Consider the following 17,853-nt stretch of genomic DNA (forward strand, 5'->3'; position numbering starts at 1 on the left):
TTTCTCAATTCCTTTGGTATATATGAATACTGTTCATAAAAAGGTCGGAAAGGAAGACAACAAGTGAAGACAGAGAAATTTTTTACCCATCCGATTGGCGTATTTATCGCTGCAATAGTAGCAACTTTTTTATGGGGAAGTGCATTTCCTTTTATTAAATTAAGTTATGCTGAACTTGGAATTCAGCCACAAGAAGTTGGAGAGCAAATATTATTTGCTGGCTATCGTTTCTTTTTATCTGGGGTTATGCTTTTATTCTTCTTTAAAGCGTTAGGAAAAGATATGAATTTCAAAAAAGGAACGGGGAAGCAGTTAGTACAAATTGGTTTATTTCAAACATTTCTTCAATATATATGTTTTTATATTGGAATGAGCTATAGTTCTGGTATTGAAGGAGCTATCATTTCAGGAACATCATCATTCTTTCAAATTTTACTCGCGCACTTCTTATATAAAGACGATGCGCTCAATATGAGAAAAATAATTGGAGTCTCTATCGGATTTTGTGGTGTCATTTTAGTAAATGTGCCGAGTGATGGTAGTTTGTCATTCCATTTCGGAATCGGTAGCTTATTACTTCTGAGTGCAGCAATGTTGTATTCATATGGGAATATATTGGCGAAAGAAGGTAGTAAAACATTAGATATTGGCTATATGACAGCCTACCAAATGATTTTTGGTTCTATCGGACTATTATGTATAGGGGCTTTGCAAGTTGGAGTTATGCCATTTACATTTAGTATACATGCAATACTAATGCTTATCTATTTATCTTTCTTATCCGCAGCAGGATTTTGCATTTGGAATACAATTATGAAGTACAACAAGGTTGGAAAAGTATCAATGTACATGTTCTTTATACCTGTATTTGGTGTGTTATTATCGAGCATGATTTTAGGCGAAGCAATTCATTCGTTTGTATTATTCGGTTTAGCGTGTGTAGCTGTGGGAATTATTGTGGTGAATCGGGTGCCAGCTAAGCAGAAAATAGAGAAAGAAAAACAAGTAGCATAGATAACGAGAAAACGATTACAATGGAAGAACAGTGCTGTTCTTCTTTTTTTATATAGAAAAAGGATAATAGACTAGGTGTCACGAAAAAAGATACAAAAAGTATTTATTGAGGAGAACATATTATGAATCTACTTTATATGGTGTTAATTGCACAAATCATTCTTTTTTTAATTGGTGCAATGTACGCAGTAGGACAGACAAAAAAGACAAGAAATAATATGCCGTTACCTTTAGCGGTGCGCCTTATTCTTAGTTTTTCGTTAACAGCAAGTGCAATTTGGATATGGTTACAAGATCCATCAGTAGATTATAGTACGTGGGTTGCACTAGGTATGACGTTATCAACTGTAGGGGATTTATTTATGGCAGGTTTAATTCCAATTGGTCACAGGCTAATTGGAGGGATGATTACTTTCGCGCTTGCGCATTGTTTTTATGTAAAGGCATTTTTGCAAACAGGCATTTCATGGAATGGTTTTTGGATTGGTTTACTCGTATACGGACTCTTTCTCATTATAGGATGGTTCTTCTTTATTCGAAATGAGAAACAAGATAAATTGTTTACGATAGGAGCGCTAATTTACGGATTGTGGGTTGGAGGAATGGCTTGCTTTGCGTTCGCCTTATACTATGAGAATACAGGAATATGGTGGATACCAGCTTTTGGTGGCTTACTATTTGTCATTTCTGATTTTATTATTGGCGTGACAGATATTGGAGGGCGCAAATTAAAGTATGAACCACTTTGGATTTGGTTTACATATGTAGCGGCTCAAATGTGTATTGTATATGTGGGAATATAAAAAGATACTCTTCGAATAGTGGATAGACTATTTGAAGGGTATCTTTTTTGTTACTATGCTACAATATTTTTTTGTTGTAGAGCAGAAAGGCTGTATTCATCTGCTGCTTTATAACCTTGGGATAATAAATCATTGATGTAAAGCTTGTTGTAAATAAAGCAGAAGACTAAGTTAGAGAATCCGAATGTAAACATACTAGCGACTAAAATAATTAAAAACCATTTCCAGTCTCCACGGAATATAGCAGGGAAGAAACCAAAGAAAAATACAGTCCAACTAAAACCAATTTTTGCTTGTTTAATTTGACCGGTATTTTCATTTTTAAGCATAACTTTCATAGAAAAAGTCCTCCTAAGTAACTAAAAATATAATGATAAATGCAAGATATATTATATCAAAATAATACTTGAATATTATTATTTGTATTTTTGTAATATTAGAATTGTATAATTCAGAATTTTGTGGAAAATACATAGTTGAAGTCTTTATAATAAAAGTAAAAAGATGATGAGATGGTGGAATGATGCAAAAGAAAAAACGTTTGCGTGAATTCTTTGGAACAATTGCAATTGCTTTTTTGCTCGTGTTTTTGGCGAAAATTTTCGTGTTTTTTCCTACGACTGTAAAAGGGGCGTCTATGAAGCCAACATTACAAGATGGGGATAAGGTGATTGTGAATAAGTTGGCAAAGCAATTTGAAAGTTATGGGAGAGAAGATATTATTGTTGTAAAGACAGATAATTTTTATGTGAAAAGGGTTATTGGTTTGCCTGGCGATGTTATTGAGGTGAGAAATGATCAATTATATGTGAATCATGAAGTAATAGAGGAAGCGTATTTGTATAGTAATAAAAAACAAGCTGAAAAAAAACTTATGAATTTAACGGAGGACTTTGGACCGATTACAGTTCCTAAAAATAAGATTTTTGTTATGGGAGATAATCGCTTAATAAGCAGAGATAGTAGAAATGGTTTAGGACTCATTGATAAAGCAGATGTATTAGGAGAATTAGCGGCAATTTATTATCCATTTGGACATATGAAAATAATGAATTAAAGTAAAAAACCAAGCAAATTTCAGTTTGCTTGGTTTTTATGTTAAATCGTAGGAGACTCATTAAATTCATAGACGTCTTCATTGTTTTTGTTCGTACTTAAAACGAATTTGTGCTGCAATAGTTGTAGTTTAAAGAATGCTAACGGATCGTGATAAGTTTCTGGGTTGCTTCTTAACGTTGCTAATGTTTGCTCGTCTTCCTGTATTTCAAGTTGAGCGGTTTCTACATTTTGCTTCAATATGCTAAGTGGATCTTTAAAGAACATCATGATATCTCGTTCTAATGCGCCTTCAAATACTTCAAATTGAAGGAAGAATTGTTTTGAGATTGTTTGAGCAATTTCCGTATAATCTTCCGTTTCAATGTATTGTTTATATTTGTTTGCAAGCATAGATTGATTTTTTTGCATGTTACCAAACAGTTTTCCTGCACTCTTTAAGAAAAATTGTGTCGGTGTAAAGCGTAATAAAATATTGATGTTCGATACTGTAATTCTATTTGTCATACGTACAACATCTCGATGCCAATCATCTAGTAATTTGAAATCGCAAGGAAGTTTCATACGTTCTTCTTTATATAATTTATTAAATGTTTCACTCATTTCATCTAAATAAGATTGAGCTTGAATAAATTCATTATGCGCTGTTTCAATCCACTCTTGAATAAATCCAGTAAATTTAGGGAGAAGCACTTGCTGTACATGTTTTTGAATTCGTTCGTTCATGGCAGTATTTAATTCTTCATGAACTAATTTGAAATCACTATCTTCTTGAACAAGGTCAGAGCAGCTCTGTAATAATTCAGGAATTTGAGAATGGATATCTCGTGTGATTTCTTCTTTCGTTAAAAGATAAGATTCTGTAATAGAACGAATTTTATCTTTTTCAAGAGCGGTAAGATTGTTAATAAATCCGTTTAGTTTTACTGAGATATGTTTATTCCAACGTACTGATTTGACTAATGTATTTTCTAATTCCACACGTTCATTTACAAGGTATGCGATGGTCTTTTGAGTAAACCATATTAGTTTTTCGATACGTTCTTGTTCTATATCGCGTTCTGCTAGATTAGAAAGAATAGACTCTGTCACGTCCCCAAGTTGTTGGCTTCCCTCTTGTGAAGGAGAGTATGGGAAGAACTGCGCATTTGGGAAATGGACTTTCATCTTACTCATTAGTTTTTCATTCGTATCCGCACTATTTGTGTGTAATACGAAATGAATTTGTAAGTTTGGTACTTGTTCACTTAAATAAAGTAATGTATCGAGTTCTTCACCATGTAACGATGAAGCAGAATTTAATACGTAAATAAGGCTATCTGCGGCTTGTAAGTATTCAAAATATGAGCTGTTTTTATCCACTTGTCCTTGAACAGATGGTGTAACAAGAAATGCAAATTTATTCTTTCTCAAAAATCTACTTGGTAATTTAATTTCTATACATTTGTTCTCAAGTTCTGATTGTTCAGGTGTAGCCATTATTTGATGGAATTCATCAAAGTTCGGTATATTGTGCACATCTAGCTCAGTGAATTCTGTTATTTCAGTTTGGCTATCATCCTTAAATAGAATAGGAGTTGTTATAGTTTCAGTTAAGATGTTCTCTCCTAATATTGAATTGACGAATGATAATTTATCATGGTCACTAGTTCCCGCAATTAGTAATTTTGTAACATTTAAATCACATAGTTCATGAACGAGTAACGTAAATTGATGACTTAAATCTACATCATTTTTTTCAGCCCATACAGCAATTGTTTCGAATAAATGAGAAACAGTTTCCATATTTACATTTGTTTCAGCTGTTGAATTAGAGAGTAGGGCTCCCGCACTTTTTACGAGTAATGACTCTAAAGTTGTAGGTGAAACTTCATTCCACGCTAACACTGCAGCAGAGACGAATAGAGCGTCTTTTGCTCTCGTTAAACTAAACCAATTTGTTAATAAGTCAGGTACAAGTCCTTGCATTTCATGCATGAAATGTTCACCAGTAATTAATTCAAAGTACGTATCTTGATAGCGTTCAACAATTTCATGCCAATCGTCATTGTTGTCTGTTTCAATATGTAAGAATAAATGATTTATTGTTTGAATCCAAGCTAGATGCGATTTTTCATTTTGATAGCTGTTCCAAAGAGCGATAACAAGTTCCTTAAATTGGACTTGATCAATTGCATATAAAGCTTTTAAAGATTCATAGAAATATTCTGGTTTGATTTGTTTCGTAAATCCTTGATTCACATAATTAATTAAAGTATCGAACCAGTGTAATGATTTTGTTCGAATTCCTTCTTGAACGGCAAGTTCGATGGCGTTATTCCAATCTTCTTGTTTTTCATAGAACGAGCGAGCAATTGAAGTAATATTTGGATAGTCAGGTTGAAATGCAACAGCTTCACTAATCGTCTTAAATGCTAGACCTAAACGATCTTGTTCGATATAAAGAGAAAGAAGTTGTAAGGAAACCTCCATTGTAAGAGTTGTATCTTCCGTTTGGATAGATTGATACATTTCTTCTGCTTTTGGTAAGAATCCTAGTTCAAAATAAGCATCTGCAATATTTTTGGTTGCCCAAAGTGCAAGCTCATTATTTACTTTCTCCCATTTAAATATCGCTGCTTCAAAGTCTTTATTTTGGTAATACAATTCACCTTGAGCAAAGCGAATATTAGAAATGTTGGAGAATTCATTTGTAGATTCATTTATATATGCTTCACCGAGTACTTCTGATACTGGAGTAGAAGTTTCTTCTGTTAAAAATGTTTTATAGTAAACCTTTTGGATAAATTGATTTTCAATGGTCATGTTCGTTCCCCCTGTATAATTTAGAAAAATGATGTTGTATGTAAAGGGTGCATGTTCTTTTAATAGGTAGAAGTTGCATTATATCGACCAAACTATGTTTTTGCTAGGTATATCATTTTTCCTGAGAGTTAAACCGTTGCGAAAAGTAACTTTCCTTTATTGTAACAAAAAAACAAGCATATGAATTTTTATTTTTTAATCCCGGTATTGGTGGATAGTAAGATTAGCCCTTCAAGAAGAGATAGATATAAGGGAAGAAGGCGGGAGTCTAGCGCATGATTGATGTGTACTAAGAATGAGCGAGGTCACTGATTAATAGTTCAATTTCCTCCTGCTAAAGGAATGGATAGAAGTAGAGTTCATTATAAAAACAATGTATAGTGAATATGTATACCATGTTTGTCTGAAAGATAGAAAGGGCACAATATGGAATAACGATCGTGTATAGGATGTGTCTTCCGAATGGAACAACATATTGGCGAGTTAATCGCACATTATGGGTATTTTGGAATTATTATAGCTTTGGCCGGTGGGATTGTTGGATTACCGATACCAGACGAGTTTTTATTGACTTTCGTTGGTTATAACGTTTCAAAAGGAGTTATGTCAGGAACTGCTGCTTTTTTAAGTGGGATGGCTGGTGCGATGTTAGGCATTACATTAAGCTACATATTAGGTTTAAAACTTGGACTCCCTGTTTTAAAAAAGTATGGACCGAAAATTAGAATTAAGGAACATCACATTGAAAAAACACATATTTTATTTGAAAAATATGGCCCATTTCTTTTAATAGTTGGTTATTTTATCCCAGGAGTACGTCATTTAACAGCATATTTTGCTGGGATGTCGAATTTAACACTTTGGCGTTTTTGTTTGTACGCTTACGGTGGTGCGTTTATTTGGATAAGTGTTTTTATTGGACTTGGCTGGAAGTTAGGAGAGAAGTGGCGTTTCGTTGAGTATAGTTTGCATCATTATGGAATATGGATTTTATCCATTTCAGTAGTTGTTACATGTGTCGTATGGTTTTACATAAAGAAAAAGAAAAACCGCGAGTAGCGGTTTTTTAGCTGAAAGCAATAAATAGTACACCAGCTGTAATAAAGACAACACCAATACCAGTCATAAAGTTTAATTTTTCGCCGAGTATAATCATAGCGAGAATGATAGAAAATACGACGCTTAATTTATCGACAGGAGCTACTTGTGAAACTTTTCCTGTTTTAAGGGCAAGAAAATAAAATAGCCATGACGAAGCACCTGCAACTCCACTTAATGTGATAAAAAGCAGTGCTTTTTTATTTAGAAGTACGTCGCCAATATTTTGAAATTTACCTTGTATAATAATAACGCCTACCATAAATAATGCCATGATAATAGAACGAACTGTCGTAGCAACATTGGCATCGATTCCATCTAAACCAATCTTACCGAAAATAGATACAAGGGCAGCAGCAATTGCTGATAATAGTGCGAATAAGAGCCATGAACTCATAGTAAAATTCCTCCAATCTTACATTATTATACATGAAAATCATTCTCACGTATAAAGTGAATGGGGTTTTACCGCCTCGCAAAGAGCTGGATAGATAACGAAATAATCCCCACCTTATATTTTTCATAAGGTGGGGATTATTATACTACTCTGCAATTTCTTCATATAAAAAGTACGTTACATTATAAATATGTTCTACTTCATCATCTGTCATAAACAATAATTCGTCACGCTCAATCCCTTTTTTCTTTTCAATAAACTCAATCATGTTTTTACGTTCTTCTCTTTTCATCAATTTTATTTCTCCTCTCAATCTGTTTTAATACAGTTTATTTAAGTTACTGCTATTATATAACAGAATCTTTAGAAAGTTCCACCTATTTTATTGTTTTTTTCAGAAGAACTTTTCGACAAAACAAGCCCACCTAAAGGGGGGCTTGTTTCACTTTATAGTCGTAAAAACTCGGGCTCCGTCGTACCGGCACCATCGATGTAATAAATTGTATCGGGGTTGATTTTAATTAGTATATAATTAGGGTCTTCAGGACCGAGTAACCAACGCTTTAAGCTATTATTCCAAAACTTGTTTTTTAATGTGGAGTCTTCCTCGATGGAGGCTAAGCCTTCCACTTCGATATAATCTTCATCTAATTTTTTTCCTTCACGACCAAGTAGTACATGTACATTTGGATTGTTTTCAATATCTGTTATCTTTTTTGATTGTCGATCTGTTGCAACATACAGTACAAAATCTTCATGGAAAAACATCATAAAGGCGCTATGAGGTTTCTCATTTCGTACTGTAGATAATACACCGGTACGTTGACCTTGAATAATAGTTGCGATTTTTTCTTTTAAGTGCATAATTTTAACCCCTTTTCATAATTTATAATTCTGTCTGTTTCAACAAGATAATTTAAATATCTTTCATACTGTTTTCTTCAATCCGATTTTTTAAACGCAATTGTGATGAAATCGGACAAGTTAGGAGAAGAATAATAATAATAATATCGAGGAGAAATACATACGATGGAAGGATGAAAAGCATGTTTAATAAAATATTTCTTATAGTAGCGCTTATAGGTGTACCACTGTCTGTACTTGGGAAAACACTTCATTGGCCTCAAACAATTATGTTCGCTGTGTATTGTATTACGATTATCGCATTAGCGGGTTTTATGGGGAGAGCGACAGAAAGTTTGGCAATTGTATCTGGTCCTAGAATAGGTGGATTATTAAATGCTACTTTCGGTAACGCTGTTGAACTAATCATTTCAATTTTTGCACTTCAGGCAGGATTAATTGAGGTAGTGTTAGCTTCTTTAACGGGTTCTGTACTTGGAAATTTATTATTAGTAGGAGGGCTATCCTTCTTTGTGGGAGGGCTTAAATATAAAAGACAAAGTTTTAATGTGTATGATGCAAGGCATAATTCAGCTTTATTAATCTTTGCTGTAGTAGTAGCATTTGTTATTCCAGAGATTTTTTCAATGAAGATGGACGCTGGAAAGACGTATCAGTTAAGTATTGGTGTTTCGATTATTATGATTATTATGTACCTTGCTGCATTGCTATTTAAGTTAGTTACGCACCGTGGTGTATATCAGCATAAAAGTGATGAAGTCGCTCATGAGGAAGAACCAGAGTGGTCGAAAGGGAAAGCACTACTCATTTTAGCGATAGCAACAATTGCGGTAGCGTATGTATCAGAGGCGCTCGTGCATACATTTGAGACAGTTGCAAAATCATTTGGTTGGTCAGAACTATTTATAGGGGTTATTATCGTCGCAATTGTTGGGAATGCAGCGGAACATGCATCTGCAATTATTATGGCGTATAAAAATAAAGTAAATATTGCAGTTGAGATTGCAATAGGTTCTACATTACAAATTGCCATGTTTGTTGCTCCTGTATTAGTACTGCTTTCTATGTTCTTCACGCAAAGGATGCCTTTAGTATTTACGATACCAGAACTTGTTTCTATGATTACAGCTGTTTTCTTAACGATTGCGATTTCAAATGATGGAGATACAAATTGGTTTGAAGGCGGTACTTTATTAGCAGCGTATGTCATTATGGGAATTGGTTTTTATTTATTATGAAAAAATAGGCATAACAATTGTGCCCAGAGAAAACAATAAACAAAGTAGTATATACCTTTACGTAGGAAGGAGCCAGACAGGTGAAACGAGTATACAGCATATGTCTTTCAACTATGGTCTCGTTTATTCTATTATTTCCTAACATGAGTTTTGCAAAGACAACGGTAGAAACAAAAATGCCTTCATCTGTTTTAAATATTTCTAAAGACAATACGTTTCCAAACGATGCACAAGATTTACCGCGTTTGCAGCCGAGTAAGTTTGCTCAAGAACTATTGAAAACAGCGAATATTAAAATTGAAAACCCAGACTTAATTCGAATGTTTAATGAAACGACAATTTCGAATGCGCCGCTTGCGGTAGGATACCGAGCGAAGATTTATTTAGGTCAATGGGCTTTGCATTATGAATCGGTTGATACATCGATTAATTGGGAATATAAACAAATAAATCGCAATGTGTATGATAATCGAGGAGGAGATCGCCTATATCCGCTACGCTATAAGCAAGAAACGCAAAAGACGGTTGAAGGCGATTTAACAGCAGATATGAAAGATGCTGCAGATGTGAAGAAAATGATGCTTCTCAAAGCACTTGAAAAGGTACAATTGCCGCTTTCATTTAAAACGACCATTGGTTATGGTACCGGACATGAGCGTGTGTATAATATTAGTCCGAGTCAACTTGGATATTTATATGCTTATACACCAGCTGTAAATGAAAAAGGGAAAGTAACATTTGGAGAAGTATACCTTGTACTAAAGGGAAATCAAAAAAGGCTTGTTGTAAAAAATATTACTTCTCAAGGAATTGGAGCGGCTATTCCAATTCATGATCATTTATTCTTTAAATTCATTTCTTCTTCTCACTCGCAATAACATAAAAAACGTCAGCTTATAAGCTGACGTTTTTTTATAATGTAATATTTGCTGTTTTTGATAAGAAATCTTCTGTCGGATAGTAGCTGTTTTTTACAAGAACATTCGGTCCAAGACACTTTACTGCAGGACAGTGACAGCTTAATGATTTTGCTGTTTTTGAAGCGCTCCATTTTTCATACGCTTCTTGTAACGTATTTGTTTGTATGTTTCCTAGAAGTGGAACATCACCAAAGTCCGTTACAATAATATTTCCATCGAAAATATTTACATTTAAACGAGAACGGCCATCTGGATCATTACGAACTGTGACATTTTTGCTCTCTTGTAATTTTTTAAATGTGGCAATGTCTCGCTCGTCATTGCTACAAGCATAGAAAGGTAAAGTTCCAAATAACATCCATACATTTTCATCGCGAATTTCTAGTAAATGCTCAATTGCATCACGAATTTCAGCTTTTGTTAAAATCTCTAGATTACTCGCGAAGTCACTTGGATACATTGGGTGAACCTCATGACGTTTACATCCCATTTCGTCAACGATTTGACGATGAATATGTTCAATGTGTGGTAGAGTTCGTTTATTCAGCATCGTTTCAGCAGATACAAGTACACCTGCATCTGATAGAGCTTTACTATTTGTAATCATTCGTTCAAATAACTTTGCACGTTGTTCATACGTAGGTTTACGCTCCATCATTGCAAATCCACCTTCAACGAAGTCATCAATTGTTCCCCAGTTATGAGATATATGCAATACGTCTAAATAAGGAATAATTTGCTCGTAACGTGCTAAATCTATAGTTAAGTTTGAGTTGATTTGAGTGCGAACGCCTCGTTCATGGGCATATTTTAAGAGTGGTGTTACATAGTTGTCGACGGATTTTTTTGAAAGCATAGGTTCTCCGCCAGTAATACTTAAAGAACGTAAATGAGGAATCTCATCTAATCGTTTTAATAAAAGATCCATCGGAAGCGGATTCGGGTCTTTCGGCTGTAACGTGTAACCAACAGCGCAATGCTCACAGCGCATATTGCATAACGTCGTCGTTGTAAACTCAACATTTGTTAATAGTAGTTTGCCGTACTCTTCAAGGTCCATATACGCTTCCCATGGATCGTAAGAAGGAGTAATCGGCTTCATTTTTTGTGATATCGTCATATGAAATACTCCTTTGACTATTGAAATAACAATTTGTCCATTCTCTATAATAGAAGAATATGTACTTTTTATAAAGTGAAACTTTTTAGAGGAAAAAGAGAGAGGGCTTACATTATAGTGAATAACCGTGACAAAATTGATGAAATTACATACCCATTGTAATCATTTTTGCGGTATAATAAAAGCAACTCGAATTAAAAGGAGAGTGCCTTCATGGGAAAAGCAATTCAAGATAAAGATACACAATTAGTATATTTAAAGGAACGTTTAAATATGTTCATTGAAGTAATTGATACAATTGAACCTGAAGAAGTAGAATTAGAGGATGTAGATCGTCTTCTTGCAATGTTAGATGAATTAGAATTAAAATGTGAGCAATTTAAAAAAGACGAATAATATATTAAAAAGGCTGCCAATTCCAATTTGGTAGCCTTTTTCTGTACGGATAATAGAAGGACGATAGAAAAAGAGGTATAATCAAGTTGTGAAAAATTTCATTTATGCTTTAATGGCGTGAAAGAAATAAAAAGCTGAAGAGCATAACAATGAAATTTTCAGCTCATAACGTTTTGGTAGCGTTCACAATTGAGGGGGAAGTAACAATGGAAAAGCTTCAAGAAAGCATGTATCAACTAATTGTTGAAACGTCAACGAACTTACCGAAAGATGTTCGTCGTGCGATTCAACAAGCGAAAGAACGAGAAAATGCAGGGACTCGTTCTGCGATGGCACTTGGCACAATTACAAATAATATTAAAATGGCTGATGATAACATCTCGCCAATTTGCCAAGATACAGGGATGCCAACGTTTAAAATTTATACACCAGTTGGTGTGAATCAATTAAAGTTGAAGGAAGCTATCTATAATGCGCTTGAGCGGGCGACAAAAGATGGTAAACTTCGTCCAAATTCTGTTGATTCTCTTTTTGGAGACAATAGTGGAAATAATTTAGGACCAGGTACACCGGTAATTAAGTTTGAACAATGGGAAAAAGATTATATTGATGCACGTTTAATCCTAAAGGGTGGTGGCTGTGAGAATAAAAATATTCAGTATAGCTTACCATGCGAACTAGAAGGACTTGGACGAGCTGGCCGTGATTTAGAAGGGATTCGTAAATGCCTTCTTCATGCAGTATATCAAGCGCAAGGTCAAGGATGTAGTGCAGGTGTAATTGGTGTTGGTATCGGGGGAGACCGCACATCAGGTTACGAATTAGCAAAAAATCAATTATTCCGTACATTAGATGATGTTAATCCAATCCCAGAATTACAACAACTTGAAGAGTACGTATTAGAAAATGCGAATAAGCTTGGCATTGGTACGATGGGATTTGGCGGAGAAACAACTTTACTTGGCTGTAAAATTGGCGTGTATAACCGTCTGCCAGCTAGTTTCTACGTATCTGTGGCGTATAATTGCTGGGCATATCGTCGCCTTGGCGTAACAATCCATCCTGAAACAGGTGAAATTATGGATTGGTTATATCAAGAAGGTGAAGATACACTGGAGCAAGAAGTACAAGAAAAAACAGAGCAACGTGAAATTGTATTACAAGCACCAATTACAGAAGAGCAAATTCGTGAACTTCGCGTTGGTGATGTTGTAACAATTAATGGCATGATGTATACAGGGCGTGACGCAATTCATAAGCATTTAATGGATAACGATTGTCCAGTAGATTTAAATGGACAAATTATTTACCACTGTGGTCCAGTTGTTGTGAAAGATGAAAATGACAATTGGCAAATTAAAGCGGCAGGTCCAACGACAAGTATTCGTGAAGAACCGTACCAAGGTGATATTATGAAGAAATTCGGTATTAGAGCTGTCATTGGAAAAGGCGGTATGGGTGCGAAAACATTAGCAGCTTTAGAAGAACACGGCGGTGTATATTTAAATGCAATCGGTGGTGCAGCGCAATATTATGCTGAATGTATTAAAGAAGTGAAAGATGTTGATTTCTTACAATTCGGTATTCCAGAGGCAATGTGGCATTTACGTATCGATGGATTTAAAGCAGTTGTAACAATGGATTCTCACGGTAATAGCTTACATGCAGATGTTGATAAAACATCACTTGAAAAATTAGCTAGCTTTAAAGAGCCAGTATTTAAGTAAATAAAAAATGCATCTCGAATCATTCGAGATGCATTTTTTTGGTATATATAGAAAAACATGTTCAGCATGAAAGAATGCGTAGCAACAGAAACTACAAGTACGATTATATATGGAAAGGAGACTATTTATGAAACATAAATGGTTATATATCGGTCTCATTTTTTCAATTATGATGGCACTTGTTCCAGTTTCGGCATTAGCTTATACAAATACTCCACATAACTGGGGAATCCCGCGCCCTAAAAATGAAACAGTACCAGATGCAGGAAAGTTATATACAGATTTACTACAAAAAAATGGTGGTTTTTATTTAGGGGATACGAAGAAAAAAGATATTTATTTAACATTTGATAATGGTTATGAGAATGGATACACAGGGAAAATCTTAGACGTATTAAAAGAGAAAAAAGTACCAGCAACTTTCTTTGTAACGGGGCATTACATTAAAACACAAAAAGATTTATTGTTAAGAATGAAGAATGAAGGACACATTATTGGAAACCATTCTTGGAGTCATCCTGATTTCACAGCGGTAAACGATGAGAAACTTCGTGAAGAATTAACGAGTGTAACGGAAGAAATTAAAAAAGTAACTGGGCAAAAAGAAGTGAAATATGTACGTCCCCCGCGCGGCGTATTTAGTGAAAGAACGTTAGCTCTTACGAAAGAAATGGGCTACTATAATGTATTTTGGTCACTTGCATTTTTGGATTGGAAAGTAGATCAGCAAAGAGGATGGCAATATGCGCATAATAATGTTATGACGATGATTCATCCAGGATCTATTTTATTACTTCATGCCATATCAAAAGATAATGCAGAAGCACTTGCAAAAATCATTGATGATTTGCGCGAGAAAGGGTATCATTTTAAAAGTCTAGATGACTTAGTAAAAAGCAATCAACCGTAAGCATGTATGCTTGCGGTTTTCTCATGCTATAATGATGTGTAAAAAGGATGGGGAAACGTATGTGGAGCGAACATGTTACGTTAGAGTATCCGTATCATTTTGAAGAAGTGTTAAAACGTTTATCTTTTGATCCTCTTAACGTCATTCAATTAGATGAGAAAGTTATTTATGTCCCGCTTTGTATAGACGAGGAACAGATTGTTGTTCGCCTGCAAGGGATTGGTACTGTTCAAAATCCACAGTTTTGGATTTCTAGTCAGACAGGAGATTCAGAGAAAGTCATGAAACGAATGAGGGCCATTTTTCATTGGAATGAACCGTTTCAAGATATACAAAATCATTTTTTAAACACATCATTACGTCCACTATTTGAAACATATGCTTATACTCCAATTATTTTAGAATTTGATTATTTTGCTTGTCTTCTTCGCTGTATCATTCATCAACAAATAAATTTGAAATTTGCTACTGTGTTAACAGAACAGTTTGTGAAACGATATGGAACAGAGAAGAACGGTGTATTCTTTTTCCCCACTCCAGAAATAGTAGCAAATATTTCAATAGAGGAATTGAGAGAGCAGAAGTTTAGTCAGCGAAAGGCTGAATATATGGTAGGATTAGCAAAGTGTATTATAGGTGGTAAGTTAGATTTAGCTAGAATAGAAAACGAAACAGAAGAAGGGGTTGCAGCACAATTGTTACCAATTAGGGGGATTGGTGCATGGACAGTGCAAAACTTTTTAATGTTTGGGCTTGGACGGAAAAATATGTTTCCGAAAGCAGACATTGGGATTCAGCGTGCAGTACAAGGTGTATTTCAATTAGATGATAAACCTGATGATGCATTTTTAGAAAACGTGAAACAAGAGTGTGAACCATACTGCAGTTATGCAGCGTTATATTTATGGAAAAGTATAGAGTAGAGGTGTAATAATGATACAAAAGCAACATGAGAGTAAGTTGGAAGTTGGTCAAACGTTTCCTGTGACAATTAAACGTCTTGGGATTAACGGAGAAGGCGTTGGTTATTTTAAGAGACAAGTTGTCTTCATTCCAGGGGCATTACCAGGAGAAGAAGTTGTTGCTGAAACGACGAAAATTCAGCGTGGCTTCGCTGAAGCGAAAGTGAAAAAGGTTCGTAAAGCTTCACCACATCGCGTGAAAGCGCCATGTCCCGTATATGAAGAGTGCGGCGGTTGCCAATTGCAACATTTAGACTATAAAGAACAATTAAATCAAAAGCGTGATATCGTTGTACAAGCATTCCAGAAGTATATGAACAACGGTTTGGAAGAGAAAATTCGTCCGACGCTTGGCATGGAAAATCCATGGCATTATCGTAATAAGAGTCAACTACAAGTGGGGCGTAAAGACGAAAAGGTTATTACAGGACTGTATAAACAAAATTCACATCAGTTAATTGATATTGCTCATTGTATGATTCAACATAAAGCAACGAATGAAGCGACAAAAGTTGTAAGACGTATTTTAGAAAAATTAAATGTTTCTATTTACAATGAGAAAAAACAAAAAGGTTTAGTACGTACAATTGTGACACGTACTGCAGTTCAAACAGGGGAAGTACAAGTTACACTTATTACAACAAAAGAAGAGTTGCCAAATAAAGAACAATTTATTGCAGAAGTACAAAAACAGATGCCAGCTGTTAAATCAATTATGCAAAATGTAAACTGGCGTAAAACATCTGTTATTTTTGGTGATAAAACATTTAAATTAGCTGGAAAAGAAGTAATTCAAGAAACACTTGGTGATTTATCATTTGAATTATCAGCACGTGCATTCTTCCAGTTGAATCCAGAACAAACGGTTGTTTTATATAATGAAGCGAAAAAAGCCGCTGCCTTAACTGGCAATGAGAAAATTGTAGATGCGTATTGTGGTGTTGGTACAATTGGACTTTGGCTTGCAAATGATGTAGCGGAAGTACGCGGTATGGATGTAATTCCAGAAGCAATTGCAGATGCAAGAAAAAATGCGAAGCGTCACGGATTTACAAATACGAAATATGAAGCAGGTAAAGCTGAACAATGGTTACCGAAATGGGTAAAAGAAGGATGGCGTCCAGATGTAATTGTTGTTGATCCACCACGTACAGGTTGCGATGATAAATTACTGGAAACAATTTTAAAAGTGAAGCCGAAACAAGTTGTGTACGTATCTTGTAACCCTTCTTCATTAGCACGTGATGTACAAGCGTTAATGGAGAGCTATGAAGTGGAATATGTACAACCAGTTGATATGTTCCCGCATACAGCTCATGTAGAAAATGTAGTGAAGCTTGTTAGAAAGTAAAGTTTATTAATATTCCCTCATGGTATGAGGGAATATTTTCTATGAAGGAGAATATTATGCATAATTATAAATTAACGATTCAGTACGACGGTGCACGTTTTAAAGGATGGCAACGTCTCGGCAATAACGATAATACGATTCAAGGAAAAATCGAGAGTGTCATTTCTGAAATGGTCGGAAAAGAAACTGAAATTATCGGTTGTAGTAGAACAGACGCTGGTGTACATGCTTTGAATCAAGTTGCTAACTTTCAAAGTGATGAGAAGTTAGTGGCACATAAAGTGAAAAAATATTTAAATCAATATTTACCTAATGATATTAGCATTACGAATGTAGAAGAAGTACATGATCGATTCCATGCCCGTTACAATTCTAAAGCAAAAACATACCTTTATAAAATTTGGAATGAAGAGCACACGAACCCATTTATGCGTAAATACAGCATGCATGTGAATAAAAAATTAAATGTGAAAAGCATGAAAGAGGCTGCAAAACATTTAGTTGGTTCACATGACTTTACTGCTTTTTCAAATGCAAAATCAAAGAAAAAGTCTATGGTGCGAGAAGTATATACACTTGAAGTGATGGAAGAAGCAGGATTTGTACAAATTAGAGTAAGTGGTAACGGATTCCTTCATAACATGGTCCGAAAAATTGTTGGAGCATTAATTGAAGTTGGATTAGGACAATTAGATGCCGAGGCGATTCCTCAAATTTTAGAGGCGAAACAACGTAATCAAATTAATTGTCTTGCTGAGGCGAGTGGTTTGTATTTGGAGAATGTTGAGTTTTAATAATCAGTAAAAAAATCGAGCTGTGTAGGCTCGATTTTTTATGTTTTGGCGTTAAGAAGATTTCTCTTTCTTCATACGTATCTTCAAATTCCAAAAAGTAGCAAGCATAATAGCTGCAAAAGAGCCGCTAATTGTTGTTAGTAGTTTTGCATAAGGATAGGCATTCATATCAATGAGTAACATCATACATACAAGGGTAGGGAAGAAGGCTAAGTATTGTAATAACTTTAATTTGTTATCATTACTCATATATATCGTTCCTTTCTAGTATGTTATATGTTTATTGTAGCATATTTTACCAAATATTTATTTGTACTTGGAAAAAAGATTAATCCCGTTTTAGTAGGAAATAAAAATGGGGCTAGTAATCAGTGGAAGATGGACAAAACCTCCACTGA

At 34.8% G+C, this 17,853-nt stretch carries 19 protein-coding genes; 12 read left to right on the forward strand and 7 right to left on the reverse strand.

The genetic code is table 11. The features are described from left to right. Positions 1–63 precede the first annotated feature (63 nt). Together ACTFRS_RS23395 and ACTFRS_RS23400 are read left to right on the forward strand one after the other, a co-directional pair. The gene (locus ACTFRS_RS23395) at positions 64–1,014 is read left to right on the forward strand and encodes a DMT family transporter (RefSeq protein WP_139869497.1); all 951 of its coding nucleotides are present in this window, start codon (positions 64–66) and stop codon (positions 1,012–1,014) included. A 122-nt stretch (positions 1,015–1,136) separates the two neighbouring features. After that, positions 1,137–1,817 (forward strand): lysoplasmalogenase, encoded by a 681-nt coding sequence (locus ACTFRS_RS23400; RefSeq protein WP_139869498.1) that lies wholly within the window; start codon positions 1,137–1,139, stop codon positions 1,815–1,817. A gap of 53 nt (positions 1,818–1,870) precedes the next feature. On the opposite strand, the gene ACTFRS_RS23405 is transcribed toward ACTFRS_RS23400, so the two are convergent. Then, positions 1,871–2,155: a hypothetical protein gene (locus ACTFRS_RS23405; protein ID WP_000867043.1), complete on the reverse strand. Its 285-nt coding sequence runs from the start codon at positions 2,153–2,155 to the stop codon at positions 1,871–1,873. 182 nt (positions 2,156–2,337) lie between these two features. Here ACTFRS_RS23405 and lepB point away from each other — a divergent pair, with 182 nt between their 5' ends. After that, positions 2,338–2,874, forward strand: a complete 537-nt coding sequence (gene lepB, locus ACTFRS_RS23410) for a signal peptidase I (protein ID WP_074615177.1) — start codon at positions 2,338–2,340, stop codon at positions 2,872–2,874. 41 nt (positions 2,875–2,915) lie between these two features. On the opposite strand, the gene ACTFRS_RS23415 is transcribed toward lepB, so the two are convergent. Continuing rightward, positions 2,916–5,678: a tetratricopeptide repeat protein gene (locus tag ACTFRS_RS23415; RefSeq protein ID WP_074615178.1), complete on the reverse strand. Its 2,763-nt coding sequence runs from the start codon at positions 5,676–5,678 to the stop codon at positions 2,916–2,918. Between the two features lie 462 nt (positions 5,679–6,140). Here ACTFRS_RS23415 and ACTFRS_RS23420 point away from each other — a divergent pair, with 462 nt between their 5' ends. Then, positions 6,141–6,737, forward strand: coding sequence for a DedA family protein (locus ACTFRS_RS23420; RefSeq protein WP_016716373.1), 597 nt, complete (start codon positions 6,141–6,143; stop codon positions 6,735–6,737). A gap of 7 nt (positions 6,738–6,744) precedes the next feature. On the opposite strand, the gene ACTFRS_RS23425 is transcribed toward ACTFRS_RS23420, so the two are convergent. From ACTFRS_RS23425 to ACTFRS_RS23435, 3 genes are all read right to left on the reverse strand, one after another. Beyond that, a complete protein-coding gene (locus ACTFRS_RS23425; RefSeq protein ID WP_000100306.1) occupies positions 6,745–7,173 on the reverse strand; it encodes an EamA family transporter in 429 nt (142 codons plus the stop codon). 145 nt (positions 7,174–7,318) lie between these two features. Continuing rightward, positions 7,319–7,465, reverse strand: a complete 147-nt coding sequence (locus ACTFRS_RS23430; RefSeq protein ID WP_000817786.1) for a BH0509 family protein — start codon at positions 7,463–7,465, stop codon at positions 7,319–7,321. Between the two features lie 155 nt (positions 7,466–7,620). Continuing rightward, positions 7,621–8,037, reverse strand: coding sequence for a pyridoxamine 5'-phosphate oxidase family protein (locus tag ACTFRS_RS23435; protein ID WP_139869499.1), 417 nt, complete (start codon positions 8,035–8,037; stop codon positions 7,621–7,623). A 182-nt stretch (positions 8,038–8,219) separates the two neighbouring features. Here ACTFRS_RS23435 and cax point away from each other — a divergent pair, with 182 nt between their 5' ends. Both cax and ACTFRS_RS23445 read left to right on the forward strand, forming a co-directional pair. Next, positions 8,220–9,275 (forward strand): calcium/proton exchanger, encoded by a 1,056-nt coding sequence (gene cax, locus ACTFRS_RS23440; protein WP_000482144.1) that lies wholly within the window; start codon positions 8,220–8,222, stop codon positions 9,273–9,275. Positions 9,276–9,355: 80 nt separating this feature from the next. Next, positions 9,356–10,153, forward strand: a complete 798-nt coding sequence (locus ACTFRS_RS23445) for a YfkD family protein (protein ID WP_440025156.1) — start codon at positions 9,356–9,358, stop codon at positions 10,151–10,153. A 34-nt stretch (positions 10,154–10,187) separates the two neighbouring features. On the opposite strand, the gene yfkAB is transcribed toward ACTFRS_RS23445, so the two are convergent. After that, a complete protein-coding gene (gene yfkAB, locus ACTFRS_RS23450) occupies positions 10,188–11,315 on the reverse strand; it encodes a radical SAM/CxCxxxxC motif protein YfkAB (RefSeq protein ID WP_139869500.1) in 1,128 nt (375 codons plus the stop codon). 213 nt (positions 11,316–11,528) lie between these two features. On the opposite strand from yfkAB, the gene ACTFRS_RS23455 reads away from it, so the two are divergent. The 6 genes from ACTFRS_RS23455 (at position 11,529) to truA (ending at position 17,455) form a co-directional block, all read left to right on the forward strand. Next, on the forward strand, positions 11,529–11,711 hold the full coding sequence (locus ACTFRS_RS23455; protein WP_000513558.1) for an SE1561 family protein: 183 nt from the start codon (positions 11,529–11,531) through the stop codon (positions 11,709–11,711). Between the two features lie 206 nt (positions 11,712–11,917). Further along, positions 11,918–13,438 (forward strand): class I fumarate hydratase, encoded by a 1,521-nt coding sequence (gene fumA, locus ACTFRS_RS23460; RefSeq protein WP_000413517.1) that lies wholly within the window; start codon positions 11,918–11,920, stop codon positions 13,436–13,438. A 127-nt stretch (positions 13,439–13,565) separates the two neighbouring features. Beyond that, a complete protein-coding gene (pdaA, locus tag ACTFRS_RS23465) occupies positions 13,566–14,348 on the forward strand; it encodes a delta-lactam-biosynthetic de-N-acetylase (protein WP_000681212.1) in 783 nt (260 codons plus the stop codon). Between the two features lie 59 nt (positions 14,349–14,407). Further along, positions 14,408–15,271: a DNA-3-methyladenine glycosylase family protein gene (locus tag ACTFRS_RS23470; RefSeq protein WP_139869501.1), complete on the forward strand. Its 864-nt coding sequence runs from the start codon at positions 14,408–14,410 to the stop codon at positions 15,269–15,271. Positions 15,272–15,281: 10 nt separating this feature from the next. Further along, the gene (gene rlmD, locus ACTFRS_RS23475) at positions 15,282–16,661 is read left to right on the forward strand and encodes a 23S rRNA (uracil(1939)-C(5))-methyltransferase RlmD (protein ID WP_440025153.1); all 1,380 of its coding nucleotides are present in this window, start codon (positions 15,282–15,284) and stop codon (positions 16,659–16,661) included. 56 nt (positions 16,662–16,717) lie between these two features. Next, positions 16,718–17,455 carry a tRNA pseudouridine(38-40) synthase TruA gene (gene truA / locus ACTFRS_RS23480; RefSeq protein WP_139869503.1) on the forward strand — a complete coding sequence of 246 codons (738 nt, stop codon included), beginning with the start codon at positions 16,718–16,720 and terminating at the stop codon, positions 17,453–17,455. 51 nt (positions 17,456–17,506) lie between these two features. Here truA and ACTFRS_RS23485 read toward each other — a convergent pair whose 3' ends face one another. Further along, positions 17,507–17,704: a hypothetical protein gene (locus ACTFRS_RS23485; RefSeq protein ID WP_139869504.1), complete on the reverse strand. Its 198-nt coding sequence runs from the start codon at positions 17,702–17,704 to the stop codon at positions 17,507–17,509. Positions 17,705–17,853: the final 149 nt, after the last annotated feature.

The organism is Bacillus cereus group sp. MYBK139-1 (genome assembly GCF_051916915.1).
GTDB lineage: Bacteria > Bacillota > Bacilli > Bacillales > Bacillaceae_G > Bacillus_A > Bacillus_A pacificus.

Excerpts from the sequence above, each read along its gene's own strand:
- ACTFRS_RS23420 (WP_016716373.1), top strand. The coding sequence starts at position 6,141 with ATGGAACAACATATTGGCGAGTTAATCGCACATTATGGGTATTTTGGA.
- truA (WP_139869503.1), top strand. The coding sequence starts at position 16,718 with ATGCATAATTATAAATTAACGATTCAGTACGACGGTGCACGTTTTAAA.
- lepB (WP_074615177.1), top strand. The coding sequence starts at position 2,338 with ATGATGCAAAAGAAAAAACGTTTGCGTGAATTCTTTGGAACAATTGCA.
- cax (WP_000482144.1), top strand. The coding sequence starts at position 8,220 with ATGTTTAATAAAATATTTCTTATAGTAGCGCTTATAGGTGTACCACTG.
- ACTFRS_RS23470 (WP_139869501.1), top strand. The coding sequence starts at position 14,408 with ATGTGGAGCGAACATGTTACGTTAGAGTATCCGTATCATTTTGAAGAA.
- ACTFRS_RS23415 (WP_074615178.1), bottom strand. The coding sequence starts at position 5,678 with ATGACCATTGAAAATCAATTTATCCAAAAGGTTTACTATAAAACATTT.
- ACTFRS_RS23405 (WP_000867043.1), bottom strand. The coding sequence starts at position 2,155 with ATGAAAGTTATGCTTAAAAATGAAAATACCGGTCAAATTAAACAAGCA.
- pdaA (WP_000681212.1), top strand. The coding sequence starts at position 13,566 with ATGAAACATAAATGGTTATATATCGGTCTCATTTTTTCAATTATGATG.
- ACTFRS_RS23455 (WP_000513558.1), top strand. The coding sequence starts at position 11,529 with ATGGGAAAAGCAATTCAAGATAAAGATACACAATTAGTATATTTAAAG.
- ACTFRS_RS23485 (WP_139869504.1), bottom strand. The coding sequence starts at position 17,704 with ATGAGTAATGATAACAAATTAAAGTTATTACAATACTTAGCCTTCTTC.
- ACTFRS_RS23435 (WP_139869499.1), bottom strand. The coding sequence starts at position 8,037 with ATGCACTTAAAAGAAAAAATCGCAACTATTATTCAAGGTCAACGTACC.
- rlmD (WP_440025153.1), top strand. The coding sequence starts at position 15,282 with ATGATACAAAAGCAACATGAGAGTAAGTTGGAAGTTGGTCAAACGTTT.
- yfkAB (WP_139869500.1), bottom strand. The coding sequence starts at position 11,315 with ATGACGATATCACAAAAAATGAAGCCGATTACTCCTTCTTACGATCCA.
- ACTFRS_RS23430 (WP_000817786.1), bottom strand. The coding sequence starts at position 7,465 with ATGAAAAGAGAAGAACGTAAAAACATGATTGAGTTTATTGAAAAGAAA.
- fumA (WP_000413517.1), top strand. The coding sequence starts at position 11,918 with ATGGAAAAGCTTCAAGAAAGCATGTATCAACTAATTGTTGAAACGTCA.
- ACTFRS_RS23425 (WP_000100306.1), bottom strand. The coding sequence starts at position 7,173 with ATGAGTTCATGGCTCTTATTCGCACTATTATCAGCAATTGCTGCTGCC.
- ACTFRS_RS23400 (WP_139869498.1), top strand. The coding sequence starts at position 1,137 with ATGAATCTACTTTATATGGTGTTAATTGCACAAATCATTCTTTTTTTA.